Source organism: Neorhizobium tunisiense (genome assembly GCF_039631515.1).
Lineage (GTDB): Bacteria > Pseudomonadota > Alphaproteobacteria > Rhizobiales > Rhizobiaceae > Neorhizobium.
The window spans coordinates 1,140,413-1,156,409 of sequence record NZ_JBDIUU010000001.1 but is presented as its reverse complement, the minus strand read 5'-3'; the positions used below and the strand labels follow the sequence as shown (position 1 = coordinate 1,156,409).

General features: G+C 61.9%; 23 protein-coding genes. 10 read left to right on the top strand and 13 right to left on the bottom strand.

Translation table 11 applies throughout. The features are described from left to right. The first annotated feature begins 65 nt into the window (after positions 1-65). A complete protein-coding gene (locus tag ABCW43_RS06145; protein WP_345922562.1) occupies positions 66-908 on the top strand; it encodes a metallophosphoesterase in 843 nt (280 codons plus the stop codon). Positions 909-981: 73 nt separating this feature from the next. Continuing rightward, a complete protein-coding gene (locus ABCW43_RS06140) occupies positions 982-1,326 on the top strand; it encodes a hypothetical protein (protein WP_345922561.1) in 345 nt (114 codons plus the stop codon). A gap of 43 nt (positions 1,327-1,369) precedes the next feature. Here ABCW43_RS06140 and ABCW43_RS06135 read toward each other — a convergent pair whose 3' ends face one another. After that, complete coding sequence (locus ABCW43_RS06135; RefSeq protein WP_345922560.1) at positions 1,370-2,074, bottom strand: helix-turn-helix transcriptional regulator; 705 nt, start codon at positions 2,072-2,074, stop codon at positions 1,370-1,372. 136 nt (positions 2,075-2,210) lie between these two features. Here ABCW43_RS06135 and ABCW43_RS06130 point away from each other — a divergent pair, with 136 nt between their 5' ends. The 4 genes from ABCW43_RS06130 to ABCW43_RS06115 all read left to right on the top strand — a co-directional run bounded on the left by ABCW43_RS06130 (position 2,211) and on the right by ABCW43_RS06115 (position 4,761). Beyond that, positions 2,211-2,843: a LysE family translocator gene (locus ABCW43_RS06130; protein ID WP_345922559.1), complete on the top strand. Its 633-nt coding sequence runs from the start codon at positions 2,211-2,213 to the stop codon at positions 2,841-2,843. Between the two features lie 175 nt (positions 2,844-3,018). Beyond that, the gene (locus tag ABCW43_RS06125; RefSeq protein WP_345922558.1) at positions 3,019-3,459 is read left to right on the top strand and encodes a c-type cytochrome; all 441 of its coding nucleotides are present in this window, start codon (positions 3,019-3,021) and stop codon (positions 3,457-3,459) included. An 82-nt stretch (positions 3,460-3,541) separates the two neighbouring features. After that, positions 3,542-4,456 (top strand): c-type cytochrome, encoded by a 915-nt coding sequence (locus tag ABCW43_RS06120; RefSeq protein WP_345922557.1) that lies wholly within the window; start codon positions 3,542-3,544, stop codon positions 4,454-4,456. A 113-nt stretch (positions 4,457-4,569) separates the two neighbouring features. Next, positions 4,570-4,761 carry a type II toxin-antitoxin system HicB family antitoxin gene (locus ABCW43_RS06115; RefSeq protein ID WP_345922556.1) on the top strand — a complete coding sequence of 64 codons (192 nt, stop codon included), beginning with the start codon at positions 4,570-4,572 and terminating at the stop codon, positions 4,759-4,761. Between the two features lie 17 nt (positions 4,762-4,778). Here the strand turns inward: ABCW43_RS06115 and ABCW43_RS06110 are convergent, their stop codons facing one another. From ABCW43_RS06110 to ABCW43_RS06090, 5 genes are all read right to left on the bottom strand, one after another. Then, positions 4,779-5,267 carry a GNAT family N-acetyltransferase gene (locus ABCW43_RS06110; protein ID WP_445738899.1) on the bottom strand — a complete coding sequence of 163 codons (489 nt, stop codon included), beginning with the start codon at positions 5,265-5,267 and terminating at the stop codon, positions 4,779-4,781. A 186-nt stretch (positions 5,268-5,453) separates the two neighbouring features. Beyond that, entirely contained in the window at positions 5,454-6,416 is a 963-nt protein-coding gene (gene pip / locus ABCW43_RS06105; protein WP_345922554.1) for a prolyl aminopeptidase, read from the bottom strand. Between the two features lie 77 nt (positions 6,417-6,493). Next, entirely contained in the window at positions 6,494-6,802 is a 309-nt protein-coding gene (locus tag ABCW43_RS06100; protein ID WP_345922553.1) for a helix-turn-helix domain-containing protein, read from the bottom strand. A 1-nt stretch (position 6,803) separates the two neighbouring features. Beyond that, positions 6,804-7,154 carry a type II toxin-antitoxin system RelE/ParE family toxin gene (locus ABCW43_RS06095; RefSeq protein WP_345922552.1) on the bottom strand — a complete coding sequence of 117 codons (351 nt, stop codon included), beginning with the start codon at positions 7,152-7,154 and terminating at the stop codon, positions 6,804-6,806. Between the two features lie 31 nt (positions 7,155-7,185). Beyond that, positions 7,186-7,599 (bottom strand): MerR family transcriptional regulator, encoded by a 414-nt coding sequence (locus tag ABCW43_RS06090; RefSeq protein ID WP_007752925.1) that lies wholly within the window; start codon positions 7,597-7,599, stop codon positions 7,186-7,188. 94 nt (positions 7,600-7,693) lie between these two features. On the opposite strand from ABCW43_RS06090, the gene ABCW43_RS06085 reads away from it, so the two are divergent. After that, positions 7,694-7,939, top strand: a complete 246-nt coding sequence (locus ABCW43_RS06085) for a hypothetical protein (RefSeq protein ID WP_345922551.1) — start codon at positions 7,694-7,696, stop codon at positions 7,937-7,939. 51 nt (positions 7,940-7,990) lie between these two features. Here the strand turns inward: ABCW43_RS06085 and ABCW43_RS06080 are convergent, their stop codons facing one another. Next, positions 7,991-8,545 carry a hypothetical protein gene (locus ABCW43_RS06080; protein WP_345922550.1) on the bottom strand — a complete coding sequence of 185 codons (555 nt, stop codon included), beginning with the start codon at positions 8,543-8,545 and terminating at the stop codon, positions 7,991-7,993. A gap of 120 nt (positions 8,546-8,665) precedes the next feature. Here ABCW43_RS06080 and dmeR point away from each other — a divergent pair, with 120 nt between their 5' ends. Together dmeR and dmeF are read left to right on the top strand one after the other, a co-directional pair. After that, a complete protein-coding gene (dmeR, locus tag ABCW43_RS06075) occupies positions 8,666-8,950 on the top strand; it encodes a Ni(II)/Co(II)-sensing transcriptional repressor DmeR (protein ID WP_445738898.1) in 285 nt (94 codons plus the stop codon). A 21-nt stretch (positions 8,951-8,971) separates the two neighbouring features. Further along, positions 8,972-9,967 carry a CDF family Co(II)/Ni(II) efflux transporter DmeF gene (gene dmeF, locus ABCW43_RS06070; RefSeq protein ID WP_345922548.1) on the top strand — a complete coding sequence of 332 codons (996 nt, stop codon included), beginning with the start codon at positions 8,972-8,974 and terminating at the stop codon, positions 9,965-9,967. A gap of 9 nt (positions 9,968-9,976) precedes the next feature. Here the strand turns inward: dmeF and ABCW43_RS06065 are convergent, their stop codons facing one another. The 5 genes from ABCW43_RS06065 to ABCW43_RS06045 all read right to left on the bottom strand — a co-directional run bounded on the left by ABCW43_RS06065 (position 9,977) and on the right by ABCW43_RS06045 (position 14,280). Further along, positions 9,977-10,252, bottom strand: a complete 276-nt coding sequence (locus ABCW43_RS06065) for a hypothetical protein (RefSeq protein WP_210011081.1) — start codon at positions 10,250-10,252, stop codon at positions 9,977-9,979. 135 nt (positions 10,253-10,387) lie between these two features. Then, positions 10,388-10,927 carry a hypothetical protein gene (locus ABCW43_RS06060; RefSeq protein ID WP_345922547.1) on the bottom strand — a complete coding sequence of 180 codons (540 nt, stop codon included), beginning with the start codon at positions 10,925-10,927 and terminating at the stop codon, positions 10,388-10,390. A gap of 7 nt (positions 10,928-10,934) precedes the next feature. Beyond that, on the bottom strand, positions 10,935-11,450 hold the full coding sequence (locus ABCW43_RS06055; RefSeq protein ID WP_345922546.1) for a DUF1697 domain-containing protein: 516 nt from the start codon (positions 11,448-11,450) through the stop codon (positions 10,935-10,937). A 282-nt stretch (positions 11,451-11,732) separates the two neighbouring features. Beyond that, a complete protein-coding gene (locus ABCW43_RS06050; protein WP_345922545.1) occupies positions 11,733-13,841 on the bottom strand; it encodes a S9 family peptidase in 2,109 nt (702 codons plus the stop codon). Between the two features lie 193 nt (positions 13,842-14,034). Beyond that, positions 14,035-14,280, bottom strand: coding sequence for a hypothetical protein (locus ABCW43_RS06045; protein WP_345922544.1), 246 nt, complete (start codon positions 14,278-14,280; stop codon positions 14,035-14,037). Between the two features lie 116 nt (positions 14,281-14,396). Between ABCW43_RS06045 and ABCW43_RS06040 the strand changes: the two genes are divergently transcribed. Then, positions 14,397-14,789 (top strand): DUF930 domain-containing protein, encoded by a 393-nt coding sequence (locus ABCW43_RS06040; protein WP_345922543.1) that lies wholly within the window; start codon positions 14,397-14,399, stop codon positions 14,787-14,789. A gap of 2 nt (positions 14,790-14,791) precedes the next feature. Here the strand turns inward: ABCW43_RS06040 and ABCW43_RS06035 are convergent, their stop codons facing one another. Continuing rightward, complete coding sequence (locus ABCW43_RS06035) at positions 14,792-15,898, bottom strand: AI-2E family transporter (protein WP_445738916.1); 1,107 nt, start codon at positions 15,896-15,898, stop codon at positions 14,792-14,794. Positions 15,899-15,997 lie beyond the last annotated feature (99 nt).

Sequence of the window (15,997 nt, the reverse complement as noted above, 5' to 3'; positions counted from 1 at the left end):
CCGGTCGGCTGCCGCCGTTCCGGCCATGTCACACGCCTGTCACAGCCACCGACTAACTCCGCGAAATGCCCCACGAAAAACCGCTCCTCCGCTTCGGCGTGATCGCCGATCCGCAATATGCCGACCTGCCGCCATGGCTGGAGATGGACCGCTATTACGCCAACAGCCTCGACAAACTCAGCCAGGCGATCGGCGTGCTGAACGGTGAGGATCTCTCTTTCGTGGTGACGCTCGGCGATCTCATCGACCGGGGCTGGGAGAGCTACGATCCGGTGCTCACCGTCTATCAGGGCCTGCGCCACGAGAGTTTTCTCATGCCGGGCAATCACGATTTCTTCGTCGCGCCCAAGCATCTTGACGGTGTCCACAAACGGCTCGGCATGCCGGCCGCCTGGCATGATTTTTCCCGCGGCGGTTTCCGTTTCGTGGTGATCGACGGCAACGAGATCAGCCTGTTTTCGACCCCGGAAGGCCATCCGCGCCACACGCGGGCGCAGCAGCGGCTGGAAACATTGCTGGCCGAAGGCGCGATCAACGCCAAGGAATGGAACGGCGGCATCGGCGACGAGCAGTTCGCCTGGCTGGAAGCGGTGCTGGAGCGCGCCCGCGCCGCAAACGAAAAGGTCGTTGTACTGGGCCATTATCCGCTTTACCCCGAAAACGATCACAATCTCTGGGGCTATGAGCGGCTGACCGAACTTTTCGCCAGCTCCGGCAATGTCATCGCCTACCTGAACGGCCATAACCACCTGGGCAATCTCGGCCGCGCCGGAAACACCTGGTACGTCAACTTCAAGGGCATGGTCGATACCGAGGCGGAAAACGCGCTTGCGGTAGTGGAGATCTTTGCCGACCGTATCGAGATCATCGGCTACGGCCGCGAGGAAAGCCGCACGCTTGCGCTTTAGGGCTTGAACTCATAAGCGGCGGTGTGACCAGTATGGGTTGAAGGGTGACCTGCGGTGACATAAGGTAATGCTCATGGTGATCCGCAAACCCAGCTTCATCGAAATGGCAGTGCAAGCACTACTTTGTGCTATCTTCCTGTCGCTTGTCTTTGACTATTTCGAAGCCTCGAAGGCGACTTCATGCTGGTCAACGCCGGCTACACAGCGGTGCTACCCTTGGGGAATGGAGGGCGGCTCCTGGTTCTATGCCAACAAGGAAATCTACCTCAGGTCAGAATTGGTCATGGTGGCAATCCTCGCACTGGCTATTTTGTCGCCGTTCGCAATGCGGGGTATTTGGACCGGACTGGTTGCCATCTCTATCATTCTTACCGCAGGGTTCTACAGCGCAGAATGGGTGACCGGGTTCTTGCTGTAGCCACTTCTTGCCGCATCTGGCTGCGTGGTACCAAGCTCACGACCTAGCCTGCCGTCCCGCCAGCGGTCGTGTCCGTCCAGCCCTGAACCCAGAGCGACCGCAGCGTCTCGCCTTCGCCGCGGAAGAAACCGTCGACGAGCTCGCAATGCTCGACCCGGTCGGCGCGAAAATTGCGGATCGCCTGGCGAAGCTCGCACCAGGCGACGATATTGGCCGTCTGCGAATAATAGATCAGCGCCACCGGCCGGATCGTCCGTTCCGTGGCGCGGGCATATTCGTCGCGGTAGTCGAGCGAAAGCTTCTGCTCGTCGCGGATCGCCCGGCGCACCATCGCAAGGTCGAGCGCGTCGGGCACCGGCGCCACCGATCCCCAGGCATGCAGCGCATTGGCGGAAAAGGTGCCGGCCAGCGGCGCCGGCACCACGGCGGCGATCTTGCGGTTGACCTGCTTTGCGGCCTGCCGAAGCTCCATGTCGCCGGTCCGCTCCAGCAGCGCGAGCGCCAGCACGATCGCCTCCGTCTCCTCGATCGACAGCATCAGCGGCGGCAGCGTGAAACCGGGGCGCAGGATGTAGCCGATGCCGCGCCCACCCTCGATCGGCACCCGCATCGCCTGAAGGGCGGCGATATCCCGGTAGATCGAGCGCACCGTCACTTCCAACTGCACGGCGATTTCGGCCGCCGTCACCGGCTTCCTGGCAAGCCGCAGAATCTGGATGATCTCGAACAGGCGCGAGGCCTTGCGCATGCCGGTTTTCCTCGTCGCAAAACGATTGCTACTGACAATACGCTGTCAGTTGAGCTGCCGTATAGGAGCGCATATCCGATTGAAAAACAAGGCTTCGGCATCCGAAGCCGGATATTGCGAGGCTTAACAAACTGACATGACTTATACCGAAAACCTCTGGCTGTTCTTCACGCTCCTGTTCGGCATCATCGTCGTGCCGGGCATGGACATGATCTTCGTGCTCGCCAATTCGCTGACCCGCGGCCGCGCCGCGGGTCTTGCCGCCACCGCCGGCATCATCGCCGGCGGGCTGGTGCACTCGCTCTATGGCGCGGTCGGCGTCGGCCTGCTCGCAAGCCTGATGCCGGTCCTGTTCAGGCCGCTGCTGATCGCCGGCGCGCTCTACATGGCCTGGATCGGCGTGAGCCTGATCAGGAGTTCGATCACCGTCGATCACGTCGGACCGGCGGATACCCGGTCGAACTGGGAAGCCTTCCGGCGCGGTGCCGTCACCTGTCTCATCAATCCCAAGGCCTATCTGTTCATGCTCGCCGTCTATCCGCAGTTCCTGCGACCGGATTTCGGGCCGCTCGCTCCGCAGGCGGCGGTCATGGCGGTGATGACGGCCGCGACCCAGCTGGCGATCTACGGCGGCCTGGCGGCAGCGGCCGGCCGGGCGCGAAAATTCCTGGTCGGCAATGGCAATGCGACGATCTGGGTCGGACGGATTGCGGGCTTTTTGCTGCTTGCCGTCTCCACGTTGACGCTCTGGGAGGGGCTTTCGGCATGAAGAGCGGGCCGCGGCCGTCCCGCCAGACATACATCCTTCACATTCCGTGACCGGCCGGCAACAGCCGGAGCGCTCGCGGAGTCTTGACAGAAAAGTTACTTTTTTCAAACGCATAAGCCGGCAATCATGACGCCGCAAACTGCGCCGGCACGACCGGCTCAACGAGGAGAGATTGATGAAGTTCAAACTGATTGCCGCGGCCGCAGCCGTACTCTGTCTTGGTTTTACGGCCGTGACCGCGCAGGAAACCCCGATTGCCAAGCGCCAGGCGCTGATGAAGGGCATCGGCGGCGCAGCCGGCGCTCTGGGTGGCATCGCCAAGGGCGAAAAGCCCTATGACCAGGCTGCGGTGCGCGCGGCGCTGACCACGATCAGCACCAATACCAAGGCTTTTCCCGACCAGTTCCCGGCAGGCTCCGAGACCGGCGACAAGACCAAGGCGGCACCGGCCATCTGGGAAAAGAACGCTGAATTCCGCGCCGATGCCAAGAAGCTCAGCTCCGATGCGGAGGCGCTTCTGGCTTCCCTGCCGGCAGACCAGGCCGCTGTCGGCAAGGCCCTGCAGACGCTCGGCGGCACCTGCAGCACCTGTCATCAGAACTTTCGCCTGAAGTGATCGCGGCCCATTCCGGGACGTAAGGACGGCCGCGGTCTTCTGCGGCCGGCCTCCCATTGTAGAGTGATGCTGGAGGAAGACGATGGCCTCGATATGGTCCAAAATCCTGGTGGCGGGCGTCGTGGTGATCGCCGCCGGCACTGCCACGGCCTGGGCGCCGACCAAGCCCGAGCCCTATCCGGATTCCCATTGGGCGGGTCTCGGCGCCCCCGATCTCGCCAAGGGTGAGCAGCTTTTCTGGGCCGGCGGCTGCGCGAGCTGTCATGCCGCGACCGGTGCGACCGGCGATGCACTCAAGGTCTTGTCCGGGGGCAGGGCGCTGCCAAGCCCGTTCGGCACCTTTCATATCCCCAACATCTCGCCTGACCCGAATGCCGGCATCGGCAACTGGACTTTGGCCGAGTTCGGCAATGCCACCACCCGTGGCGTCGGTCGGGACGGCGAACACCTTTTTCCGTCTTTCCCCTACGGTTCCTATTCGCGGCTTTCGGCCAGGGATATCAACGATCTCTTCGGTTACCTGAAGACCCTGCCGGCGAGCACCAATGTCGCACCGCCGCACGAGTTGCTGTTCCCCTACAATATCCGGCTGGCGGTCGGCGGCTGGAAGTTCCTCTATTTCAACGACCAGCCGCGGGTGCAGCTGGCGTCCGCCGACGACAAGGTCAGGCGCGGCCAGTTCCTGGTCGAAGGCCCTGGCCATTGCGGCGAATGCCACACGCCGCGCGACACGACGGGCGGTTTCTTGGCTGACCGCTGGCTCGCCGGCGGCCCGAACCCTGAGGGCAAGGGCACCATCCCCAACATCACGCCGGGATCGAAGGATATCGGCTCCTGGAGCGAAAGCGACATCGCTGGTTACCTCGAAACCGGCTTCACCCCGGACTTCGACACCGCCGGCGGCTCCATGGTCGAGGTGCAGCAGAACCTCGCGCATCTGCCGAAGAGCGATCTGGAGGCGATTGCGGCTTATTTGAAGGCTGTGCCGGCGCGGTAGGAGGAATATTATGGGTCCGCAAGAGCATATGAAACTTTACGAAGCGAAGATTAACCTTCGCCGCTTCATCTCAGCCGTTTTCCGAAATGAAGTCCAATTTTTGGGATGAAGCCATGGAACTCCCGGAATACAAAGGCCATTCCGCCGTCATCGAATTCGATGTTGAGGACAAACTCTTCGTCGGCCATGTCGCAGGCATTGCCGATCTCATCGGCTTCCATGCCGATACTCTCGCCGAAGCTGAGACCGCCTTCCGCGACGCGGTAGACGACTATCTCGAAATCCTGGCCAAGGCCGCCGGATAAGCCTCGGCCGCAGATTTTTACGCCAGCGCCTGCGTATAGCGCATGCCGGTGACCGGGCGCGGCTTGAAATCCATGTGTTCGTAGAAGCGGTGGGCGGCGAAATTGCCGGTGGCGGCGCTGACCGAAAGATAGTCGCAGCCGGCATTCTTGGCGATCTCGCGGGCGCGCGACACCAGATGCTGGCCGATGCCGTGGCCCCGATGGCCGTCGCGCACGAAGAGATGGTGCAGGTCCATGCCGCGCGTGCCTTCCTGCGCCCTGTAGAGCGGCACGAGAATGGCGTAGCCGATCAGGTCCGAACCGGTATCGGCGACAAGCGCGCTGATCCATGGCATGGCGCCGAACAGGTCACGCTCGAGCTTTTCTGGGGTGATGGCGGCGGGGTCGTTGTGATGCGCGGCGAGCAGCGCGATCATCTCGTTGAGTTCCGGCAGGTCGCGCGACTTCGCGTTGCGGATCGTCACGACCGGCGGGCGGGGCAGGGTGATATCGGTATCTTCGGTCATTTCCGGCATCCTTGTTCGGTCTTCTTGCCGTCAGGTGCCGTTTGAAACAACAAAGCCGCCTGACGGCGGCTTGTTGACATGGTGATCTGTCGAGCCGCCCTTTAAAGGAAGGCCCAAAAATACGAGCAGGCGGTGGTCGTGCGCGTGTTGATCATGGCGCTTAGATGCTCCCGATCTCAAACCTTGTCAAGCGTGATCTGCGAAACGGTTGGCAGCCGCAATGATCGCTTCCGCCATGCCCTGGTTGGCAGTTGAATGGCCGGCATTTTCGATCACCACCAGCTCGCTCCCCGGCCAGGCTTTTGCCAGCTCGAAGGCTGTTGCCGGCGGCCCCTGCAGGTCGAGCCGCCCGTGGATCAGCACGCCCGGGATGCCGGCAAGCCTGTAGGCCTCGCGCAAAAGCTGGCCATCTTCCAGCCAAGCACGGTTTTCGAAATAGTGGACGCAGAGCCGCGCCCGGGCGAGCACGAAAGCCGGATCCTGCCAGCGGGCCGAGAGCCCGGTCTGCGGTTCCGCCGAGATCGAACCGGCCTCCCAATGATGCCAGTCGAACGCGGCCTTCCGGCGGACGGCCGGGTCGGTGTGGTTGAGCAGCGCATGATAGGCCGCGACGGGATGGCGGTCGCGAAGCGCTTCCGGGATGGCTGCGATGAACTTCTCCCAGGCTTCCGGCAGGAAGATCGACAGCCCGTTATAGAGCCAGTCGATTTCGGTCCAGCGCGTCGTCGTGACGCCGGCAAGGATGATGGCGCGGATACGCTCGGGAAAGGCTTGCGCGTAGGCAAGCGCCAGCGTCGCCCCCCAGGAGGAGCCGAACACCAGCCAGCCTTCCACGCCAAGTCGCTGCCGCAAAGCCTCTATGTCGTCGATCAGATGCTGTGTCGTATTGTCGGCAAGATCATTGCCGAAATCGCCCGCATTCGGCGTGCTTTTCCCGCAGCCACGCTGATCGAGTTGGATGATGCGCCACACCGCCGGATCGAAATGCCGCCTGGCGCTGTCAGACATGCCGGACCCCGGCCCGCCATGTAGCAACAGCACCGGCTTTCCGGCCGGATTGCCGGAAAGGGCAAAGAAGATCCGATGGCCGCCGGGCCTGTCGATGAAGCCGGTCTGGTATGGGGCGAGGGCGGGGAAGAGCATGGTCATATTTGCAAGATCCCTCATGGCGAAAAGAGAGGGCGTCTCTTAGAACAAGCCCATGATGAAACCGTGACGAGCTCGGCCTATGCGGCCGATAGCGCGCGCAGAACGGCTTCGGGTTCCTTCTCCATCACGCGCAGCAGGTTCGCCGCCGGTCCGCTCATCTGGCGATGACCTTGCTCCCATTTCCGGTAACCATGCACGCTCATACCAAGCACCCGTGCCATCTGGTCCTGCGTAAGTTCAAGCTGCTGGCGGATCAGTTTCGGATCGGGCATGTCGACCGCGACATGGTGGAGGGCGACGCCATCGACGGCTTCGCCCTTCGCATGAGACAGAGCGCCGGTCATCGCCCGGATCAGGTCTTCGCCAAAGCTCGACTTTTTTGCCATCCTATTTCGTCCTCGTCCGGTAATGTTCCTTGATCGCCCTGGCGAGCGCGGAAACGACCTTGGCCTCATCGGGCGTCAGGTCTGTCTTCTTGTTCTTTGCGTAGACGAGCAACGCATAGAGCGGAGTATCCTCGCTGTACCAATAGTAGATAACGCGGGCGCCGCCTCGCTTGCCCTTTCCCTTCGCCGGCACGCGAACCTTGCGCACGCCGCCCGTTCCGGGAATTTCGTCGCCGGCCAGGGGATTGGCCGCAAGAAAGGAAATCACTTCTTCCTTTTCTTCCGCAGAGAAAATAGCGGCCGCCTGGCTTGTGAACGTTGGCAGTTCGGCGACCGTCTGCAGTTTTCTCATGAATTGAAACTAACCCATTGGGTTATGTCCGTCAATGCTCCCCCTCGCACAGCCCATGATCCGATAGCGCCCGGATCACATAACAATCCTCGATCGAATGGCCGTCGCAGTGTGAGATGATGCGTTCGAGTTCGTGTTCCAGCTTCTTCAGCTTCTCGATCTTTTCGCGCACCGCGGTCAGGTGATCGGCGGCGATCCGGTCGGCATTGGCGCAAGGGAGGTCGGGATGCTGGCTGAGCGCGATCAGTTCGCGGATTGCCGGGATGTCGAGCCCGAGGTCGCGGGCATGGCGGATGAAGGCGAGCCGTTCGAGGTCGTTTCGCTCATACCGCCGCTGGTTGCCTTCCGAACGTTCGGCCGCTTCGATCAGGCCCATCTGTTCGTAATAGCGGATGGTCGGCACCTTGACGCCGGTGCGTTTCGAAAGATCGCCGATCGACAGCATGGCCGAAAATTCCTCTTGTAGCTCTAGTCACTAGAGGAATTATCTAGTCAGTCACCGGCATGAAGACAAGCGGGTCGAAGGAAACAAAGGCCGGATGAAGCAAAGGAAAGGTGACGCCATGAACGGATGCTGCAGCCATTGCCACGCCAGGCTCGACGGGGCTTCGCGGGATATCCTCCGGCTGTTCTGGGCGTTGGTCGCCACGGTCGCCGGCATGTGGCTGGTCCTGGCGATGGAGATGCTGCGGCGGTCGCATCCGCAATGGGGGCACGAACGGCATGCAAGCGAGGAACTATCCGCGACGATTGCCAACGACAATGGTGCCGGTCGCCCAACGTAAAACGGCTGCGGCCCTGACTGGCAAGGCCGCCGCCGCCGAAGGCTTATAACCTTACAGGGAGAACAGCGGATCGTCCTTGGTGCCGTTCTGCTGCTGCTGTTTCTGCGCGTTGTCCTGTGCCAGGGCCGCCGGGTTGCCGCCCATGTCCATCGCGGTTTCCTGCTTCTGGTCGTTGACGCCCATGGCTTCGAGGATCGCCTTGCGGATATCCGCTTCGACCGCCTCGCGCTCTTCCGCCGACATCCCCTTGAGATCGTCCTCGGTGAGGTCGTGATCCTTGAGATATTGTTCGCGGATGCGCTCGGCCAGGGTCTTGTTGGCGAGTTCCATGAACTCGTCTTCGTATTTCGTCGAGGGCGCCTCGCCAAGCCAGGTGTCGCCGGCGTCCTGGTCGACCTCGACGCCCTGGCTTTCCATCGTCCAGAGGGCATCGGCCAGTCTTGCGCCGAACACCGTATCGCTGCCGGTGATGCCGCCCGACACGGACTGCTGCGGCGCCCCATAGTCCTTGGCGCCGCCGCCCGACGCGTTCTTGTCGCCGCCGCTTTTGCCAAGGACATTGTAAAGAGATGCGTAATAAGGGCTGCTGCTGCCGATCGTCGTCATCGCGACTCTCCTCATGTGAGACCACTAGCGGCTTAGGTCGCGAAACCTGCACGGGGCTTTCGGATTTGACTTGCGTCAGATCGTCAGCTTAGATGGATATAGGGTACCCCCCTATATTACATGGAGACGCTCGTGGCGCACACCATTCGGGAAAAGGCAAAGCTTCTGGCGCGGGTGCGCCGGCTGAAGGGGCAGATGGAGGCGGTCGAGCGGGCGCTCGAAGTCGAGGCGCCCTGCGGCGAGGTGCTGCAATTGCTCGCCTCGATCCGTGGCGCGCTTTCCGGGCTCACCGGTGAAGTCATGGAGGACCATCTGCGCGAGCATGTGTTGCATGCGGACGACGAGAAACAGAGGGCGCAGGCGGTCGACGAACTTGCCGAGGCGCTCCGTACCTATATCCGCTGATCGAGAATGAAGGAGAAGACCATGCCCGATCCCGTTGAAGAACTGAAGCACGAGCATGTGTTTCTGGGCGCCGACCACGAGCGCAACGAGCGCAAGGTCTGGCTGGTGATCGCGCTGACCGCGACGATGATGGTGGCGGAAATCGTCGCCGGCTCGATCTTCGGCTCGATGGCGCTGACCGCCGACGGCTGGCACATGTCCACCCATGCGGGCGCCATGCTGATTGCGGCGCTCGCTTATCTCTATGCCCGCCGCCAGGCCCGCAATCCGCGTTACACGTTCGGCACCGGCAAGCTCGGTGATCTCGCTGGCTTTGCCAGCGCCATCGTGCTCGCCCTGATCGCGCTGCTGATCGCCTGGGAGAGTTTTGTCCGGCTCGCCAATCCGGTGGCGATCGATTTCGATCAGGCGATTCTCGTGGCCGTGGTCGGGCTGGCCGTCAATCTGCTCAGCGCCTGGCTGCTCCGGGAGGATCACCACCATTCTCATGGTGGCGGCCATGCCCATCACGGCAGTCACACCCATGACGGCGGCCATCATCACGGGCACCACGGCCATCACGGCGCCCATGCGCATGAACCCGCGGCCAAGGATCACAATCTGCGCGCCGCCTACCTGCATGTTCTCGCCGACGCGCTAACCTCGGTCCTGGCGATCGTCGCGCTCATTCTCGGCCGGTCCTATGGCTGGGCCTGGCTGGATCCGGTCATGGGCGTGGTCGGCGGCCTGGTGATCGCCCGCTGGTCCTGGGGTTTAATCCGCGTAACCGCGACGGTCCTGCTGGACGCGCAATCGGATGACGAGGGACTGGCGGCTAAAATCCGCCGGAGCGTCGAGACGGAGGAGGACAGGATTTCGGACCTGCATGTCTGGCAGGTTGGTCCGGGGCACCATGCGGCGATCGTCGCGCTGGTCACGCCAAAACCCCAGGCGCCGTCCTTCTACAAGGATAAGCTCCGGGGCATCCGGGATCTGTCGCATGTCACGGTGGAAGTCACGCCCGCCAGAACGGCGTAGCCGGATGTCTTAGAATTCGGCGAATTCCTGATAACGGTTTTCAACCCAGTCCTGCGGGGCGGACCGGACCTGCATATCGACGTTTGCAGAGCCTGCATCGTCGATTTCCATGACCCAGAGCGCATTGGCAAGCGAAGACGACAGAAGCGTGCTGCTCCCCGTCAAGGCATTGGGGGACCGTTGAGATGCCACAGTTTCACGCTGAGGCGCTTCCTCGACTTTCCGGTCCATCTCTTGTGCCCGGTTGGGATAATAATAGCCGTTGAGGCCGCTATCGATCTTCATGGCGAAACGCCCGCGTTCAAAATGGTTAACAAATGGTTAACGCACGAAGCTTGCGCGAGGCTTGCGGCCGATGTTGCGGTTTGACGACAGGGGCTTGACAAAAATACGTCGGTGAACGGCTGTTCGGGTCGTTCCTTATCCGTTCCGGCTGCCTAGGAACCGGTCGAATATCGCCTGGGTGAGCCGCTGGTTCTGTCGGTACCAGGTGTCTTGCGTGTAGAAGACCGGTTCGGCGGGGTCCCAACCGCTGAGGGTAAAGTCGCTCTGGCGGGAGAAGAAGGCGACGAACTCTTCTTCGCTTTCCCAGGTGGCGATGGCCGGTCCCGGATGAAAGCCATCCTGGATGTCACAGAGAATGACGCCGGCTTGCGTGCGGATCAGGCCGTGGCCGCAAAAGTCGCGGTGGAACTCGTGGATCAGCCCTTCGCCGACCGTGGCGTCCTGCAACTTTTGCCATACGAGGCGCATCCGTTCAGACCCGAGCGCCTTGTGCGAAAGCCTGTCGCGCACCTCCGCCCGCCGCCGGTCCATCTCTTCCTCGCCAGCATTGATCAAGGGGTAGGGCGGCCAGTTAGCCTTCTTGGCTTTCCGCTGCCGCCATACGGACCAGCCCGCCACTCCCAGGACATAGATGATCACGGCAGAACAGGCGATCGGAATGATGATGCCCGCCATCGGCCGTTCAGCCTTCCATCGCCCGGGCCATTTCGGCGAGCTTGCGCACGGTGTTGAGATTGCGCGACGTGCCGGGCTTCAGCGCCGCAAGCTTCAGTTTCGACTTTCCCGAACCGATCGGATAGTGGACATAGATCTCGCGGCCTGCGACGACCGCCTCCTCGCCATCCGGCGCAGCCATCTTGTCGAGCGCATCTTTGGGGGCCTTCTCGGGCAGGAAGTGCACAAGCAGGAAATTCGGCTTGGCATCGGGGAAGGGCGCGTTTTCGACGATCGCCTCCATCTCTCCAGTCGAGCGCACCATCACGCCCGGCTTCCTGCCGAATTTCTTGCCCAGCGCTTCGTCAAGCTTCTCGGCTACTTTCGCCTCCGCTTCGTCTGACCGGAACAGCACGTTGCCGCTCTGGATGTAGGTTTTGACGTCCGTAAAGCCGAGCCCTTCGCAGATCGCCTTGAGCTCGGTCATCTGTAGCGCGGTGCCGGTGACGTTCACCGCACGAAGCAGGGCAATGTAGACTGTCATTTCTCACCTCCCAAGGGCAACCCGTTAGCGTTTTGGTGTCGCCAACATGCATTGAAGGGCATCGCGCGTCCGCCCCTCTGCCCTGCCGGGCATCTCCCCAACAGGTGGGGAGATCACAAGCGGCGCGACCATCACTTCCAAACAAGCGTCATGCGGGGGCGCAGGATGAGACGTTGAATGTAGAGCGGTGAGCAGGCTCCCAGCCGATCTCCCCCCTTGAGGGGGGAGATGCCCGGCAGGGCAGAGGGGGGTATCACACGGCACGCCCTCCCTGGCAGACCTCTACATCTTCCCCGCCACCTTGATCGCAAACGCATACTCAAACGCAATCTCCTCCAGCCGCTGGAAACGCCCCGATTTGCCGCCATGGCCGGCCGCCATGTTGGTCTTCAAGAGGATCGGCGAGCTCCCGGTCGAGAATTCGCGGACCTTGGCGACCCATTTGGTCGGCTCCCAATAGGTGACGCGCGGGTCGGTCAGGCCGGAAATGGCGAGGATCGGCGGATAGGGTTTCGCCTCGACATTGTCGTAGGGCGAGTAGGCGGCGATCCAACGGTATTCTTCGAGACTGTCGATCGGGTTGCCCCATTCCGGCCATTCCGGTGGGGTCAGCGGCAGCGTGTCGTCGAGCATGGTGTTGAGCACGTCGACAAAGGGGACGGCCGCGATGATGCCGGCGAACTTTTCCGGCGCCATGTTGGCAATGCCGCCCATCAGCATGCCACCGGCCGAACCGCCCTCGGCGATGATATTCTCGTAGGAGGTGAAGCCCTGGGTCACCAGATGGTCGGCGGCGGCGATGAAGTCCTTGAACGTGTTCTCCTTGAATTCCATCTTGCCGGTCTCGTACCAGGCAAACCCTTTGTCCTTGCCGCCGCGGACATGGGCGATGGCATAGACGAAGCCACGATCGGCGAGCGACAGGTTGTTGGTCGAAAACCCGGCCGGAATGGTGATCCCGTAGGCGCCGTAGCCGTAGAGCAGGCAGGGAGCCGAGCCATCGAGCGGCGTATCTTTCCGGTAGAGCAGCGAGACCGGCACGAGCTCGCCGTCATGCGCCGGCGCCATCACCCGGCGGGTGATGTAGTCGTCCGGATTGTGGCCCGACGGCACTTCCTGGGTCTTCAGGAGCACCCGCTCGCGGGTGGTCATGTCGTAGTCGTAGAGCTGGCTCGGCGTCGTCATCGAGGAGTAGGAAAAGCGGATGACGTCGCTGTCGTATTCGGCAGCACCCTGCAGGCCGAGCGAATAGGCCTCTTCGGCAAAGGCGATCGCATGTTCCTCGCCGGTCGCCCGGTCGCGGATGATGATCTGCGGCAGCCCGTCCTTGCGCTGCAGCCAGAGCAGGTATCGGGCGAACGCCATGTGGCTGATGATCAGCCGGCCCGGCTCGTGCGGCACGACCTCGGTCCAGTTCTGCTTGCCCGGTGCATTGACCGGCGTCTGCATGATCTTGAAGTCCTTGGCGTCACCGTCATTGGTGAGAATGTAGAAGACGTCGCCGCCCTCGGTCATCGAATATTCGATGCCTTCCTCGCGCTCTGCGACCAGCGCCGGCTCGGCCGTCAGGTCCCTGGTCGAAAGCAGCCGGTATTCCGAGGTCTCGTGATCGTGGATGTCGATATAGATGAAGTCGTCGAGCAGCGACCCGCCGACGCCCATGAAAAAGCCCGGATCCTCCTCCTCATAGACCAGCCGGTCTTGCGATTGCGGTTGGCCGACGATGTGATGGAAGACCTTCGAGGGCCGGTGGTTCTCGTCCTGCAGCGTGTAGAAGAAGCTCTTGCCGTCAGGCGCCCAGACTCCCCCACCGCCGGTATTCTCGATCACGTCGGCAAGGTCTTCGCCGGTCGCAAGGTCGCGGATGCGCAGGGTGAAATATTCCGAGCCCTTGTCGTCGTACCCCCAGATGCCGCGGGAATGGTCGGTCGCATGGTCGATGCCGGAAAGGCGGAAATAGTCCTTGCCGACGGCTTCCTTGTCCCCGTCGAGCAGGAGCTGTTTCTCGCCGCCGTCGCGCGGGGTGCGGAAATAATGCGGCTGCTCGCCGCCGGTCACGAAAAGCGTGCCATAGGCGAACGGCCCGTCCTTCATCGGCACGGAGCTGTCGTCCTCCTTGATGCGGCCGCGCATTTCGGCAAACAGTACCTTCTGCAGCTCGGCGGTATCGCCCATCGCCGCTTCCATATAGGCGTTCTCGGCCTCCAGATGCTTGCGGATTTCCGGATCGAGGAGCGACGGATCCTTGAACATCGCCTGCCAGTTGTCGGCCCGGAACCAGGCATAGTCGTCGGTGCGGGTAATGCCGTGGCGGGTATCGGAGACCGGCTTCTTGGGCGCAACGGGAGCGGCGGGAAGATTGGCGAAAGGCGATGTGCGGGAGGTGGCCAAGGAAGCACTCCGGTTGTGAGGCGAGGAGTGCCAGAGATAGGGGGCGCTTGGCCGCGAGGCAAGCGGGGAAGGAGCGAGTGTTACTTCTTCCTGGGAGGCAGCGAAGCGTCGCGCTCGTTCTGCCACCAGACGAATGCGGCAATCAGCAGCAATCCGGCAAGGGGAAGGAAGAGGAGGAAGAAATCAGTTGCGGTCATCTATCCAGCCCATTCAGCAAGCGTGTCGCCAGTGAAAGTAAGCCGAGCCCGACCGCAAAGCAAATCGTCATCCAGACGGAAATCCAGAGAACATCGAGATTGGCCACCGGCAATTCGAGAGTAACGCGCGTAACCGGCGTGAATACGCCGACAAGAATGGCGCCGATCCCGATATTGTTCAGGAATGTCGCCCGCAGTTTGATCTGTTCCTTCTTGGCATCGGAAAGCGCCTCGTCGGTCATCCAGCCTCAATACTCCCACCCGATCACATCATCCTATTTCCCGTTCTGGTAGGTGGTCAATTGCGTAACCGTCTCATAGTTTCCGCCCGTCCGAGTCATATTGGATAGGGAATGACATGATAAAAACCTGGTCACTCGCAGCATTGGCTCTTCTTTCCGCCCTGCCGGCGCATGCTCTCGATGCCCGGATCGTCCGGCAGCTCGATGCGCTCGCTCCGGATGAACGGCGCGAACAGCGCTGCGATATCGAGGCGATGGATCGCATCAAAAAGGACAACAAGGGCGAGTTCAAACCGGATAAGGTGATCGCCTATACCTTTTCCCAGCCGGTCGAAGATGGCAATGCCATCCGGGCGCCGGGTGCTGTCTTCCGCAGCGCCGGCGACTGGTATCGGCTCAAATACAAGTGCGAGACCGGCGACAAGGGCCTGGAAGTGATGTCCTTCGACTACAAGATCGGTTCGAAGGTCCCGCGCGAAGAGTGGGAAAAGTATTACCTCTACGAATGAGGTCATCCCGGCAGGTGCGGCACGGTCTTCCGGTCGGGGAAAAGTTCGTTCAGCACCGTCATCATGATGAGGGAAAGCGGCAGGGCGAGCATCGCCCCGACCGCACCCCACATCCAGGTCCAGAACAGGATGGCGACGAAGACGATGAAGGGATTGATCTCCCATTGCCGGCCCATGATCGCCGGGAAGAGCAGGTTCTCCATGGCAAGATGCACGGTGAAGAAAATAGCCGCCGGGATCAGGCCGAGGAAGAGGGCGTCATGGGTGAGTATGCCGGCGATCGCGACCGAAACGGTCATCAGCGTGATGCCGAGGAACGGGATGAAGCTCGAGACGAAGGCGAACAGGCCCCACAGGACCGGCATGGAAAGCCCGCCGAAATAGGCGATCAGCGCCATCACCACCCCGAGCCCCAGATAGAGAAGGCTGGCGGTCGCGAAATAATAACCGAGCACCTGGTCGATCGAGTTGAGCACCCGGATCGCCATCAGCCGCTGGCGGCGTGTCGGAAAGGCGAGAATGATGGTGCGCCGCAGCCGCACCCGGCCGTAGAGGAAGAGCAGCAGGGCCGCAAAGAAGATCATCCCCTGGATGATCGCCGGGGTCAGGTTGGCGGTGACGATGCCCAGAATGTTGCCGGAATTCTCGATCAGCGACTGCATCGACATCGGCCCGGTTTCGAAAGTCGCGGGCGACACGTTGATCCAGTGCTGGCTTTCGAGGAAGGGCTTGATGCGGTTGATGGTGCGCTCGACGAAGCTGGGGCCTTCCTGGATCAGCGTCGCGACCGGTTCGGCAAGTGAATTGATGATCAGGAACAGGGCCGCGAAGACCAGCGTCGAAAGAATGAAGGCAATGCCGAAACGGGGCACGCCGGCCTTGCTGAGGCGATCTGCGACAAGACCGAGGATCAGGCCGACGACGATGGCGAGCGTGACGGGGATCAGGATCAGCGACATGTAATGGACGAGCGAGAAGAATAGGATCGCGAAAATCCCGATCACCGCCCATGCCATCGCCACGTCGAGCGCCTCGCGCCCTAGCGGCAGGTTCTCCGCCGCCTCGATATCTTCCGGACCCAGGATCGCGTCCTTGCGTTGCGCCGACATGTCCGTCAGGTGTTTCTTCAGCTTGCCGTTGCCGCGCGCACTCATGATCGTCATGTCCAGAGGTCCCCGTGATCGCTCTCAACGCGAAAGCGGCGCTCC

Coding starts and splice junctions, on each gene's coding strand:
- ABCW43_RS06090 (WP_007752925.1), bottom strand. CDS start 7,599: ATGCTGTCGATCGGCGATCTTTCGAAACGCACCGGCGTCAAGGTGCCG.
- ABCW43_RS06080 (WP_345922550.1), bottom strand. CDS start 8,545: ATGACGACGATCGGCAGCAGCAGCCCTTATTACGCATCTCTTTACAAT.
- ABCW43_RS06120 (WP_345922557.1), top strand. CDS start 3,542: ATGGCCTCGATATGGTCCAAAATCCTGGTGGCGGGCGTCGTGGTGATC.
- ABCW43_RS06100 (WP_345922553.1), bottom strand. CDS start 6,802: ATGGCAAAAAAGTCGAGCTTTGGCGAAGACCTGATCCGGGCGATGACC.
- ABCW43_RS06110 (WP_445738899.1), bottom strand. CDS start 5,267: ATGACCGAAGATACCGATATCACCCTGCCCCGCCCGCCGGTCGTGACG.
- ABCW43_RS06145 (WP_345922562.1), top strand. CDS start 66: ATGCCCCACGAAAAACCGCTCCTCCGCTTCGGCGTGATCGCCGATCCG.
- ABCW43_RS06040 (WP_345922543.1), top strand. CDS start 14,397: ATGATAAAAACCTGGTCACTCGCAGCATTGGCTCTTCTTTCCGCCCTG.
- dmeF (WP_345922548.1), top strand. CDS start 8,972: ATGCCCGATCCCGTTGAAGAACTGAAGCACGAGCATGTGTTTCTGGGC.
- ABCW43_RS06135 (WP_345922560.1), bottom strand. CDS start 2,074: ATGCGCAAGGCCTCGCGCCTGTTCGAGATCATCCAGATTCTGCGGCTT.
- ABCW43_RS06035 (WP_445738916.1), bottom strand. CDS start 15,898: ATGTCGGCGCAACGCAAGGACGCGATCCTGGGTCCGGAAGATATCGAG.
- ABCW43_RS06055 (WP_345922546.1), bottom strand. CDS start 11,450: ATGACAGTCTACATTGCCCTGCTTCGTGCGGTGAACGTCACCGGCACC.
- ABCW43_RS06130 (WP_345922559.1), top strand. CDS start 2,211: ATGACTTATACCGAAAACCTCTGGCTGTTCTTCACGCTCCTGTTCGGC.
- dmeR (WP_445738898.1), top strand. CDS start 8,666: ATGGAGACGCTCGTGGCGCACACCATTCGGGAAAAGGCAAAGCTTCTG.
- ABCW43_RS06060 (WP_345922547.1), bottom strand. CDS start 10,927: ATGGCGGGCATCATCATTCCGATCGCCTGTTCTGCCGTGATCATCTAT.
- ABCW43_RS06115 (WP_345922556.1), top strand. CDS start 4,570: ATGGAACTCCCGGAATACAAAGGCCATTCCGCCGTCATCGAATTCGAT.
- ABCW43_RS06085 (WP_345922551.1), top strand. CDS start 7,694: ATGAAGCAAAGGAAAGGTGACGCCATGAACGGATGCTGCAGCCATTGC.
- ABCW43_RS06065 (WP_210011081.1), bottom strand. CDS start 10,252: ATGAAGATCGATAGCGGCCTCAACGGCTATTATTATCCCAACCGGGCA.
- ABCW43_RS06045 (WP_345922544.1), bottom strand. CDS start 14,280: ATGACCGACGAGGCGCTTTCCGATGCCAAGAAGGAACAGATCAAACTG.
- ABCW43_RS06095 (WP_345922552.1), bottom strand. CDS start 7,154: ATGAGAAAACTGCAGACGGTCGCCGAACTGCCAACGTTCACAAGCCAG.
- ABCW43_RS06140 (WP_345922561.1), top strand. CDS start 982: ATGGTGATCCGCAAACCCAGCTTCATCGAAATGGCAGTGCAAGCACTA.
- pip (WP_345922554.1), bottom strand. CDS start 6,416: ATGACCATGCTCTTCCCCGCCCTCGCCCCATACCAGACCGGCTTCATC.
- ABCW43_RS06125 (WP_345922558.1), top strand. CDS start 3,019: ATGAAGTTCAAACTGATTGCCGCGGCCGCAGCCGTACTCTGTCTTGGT.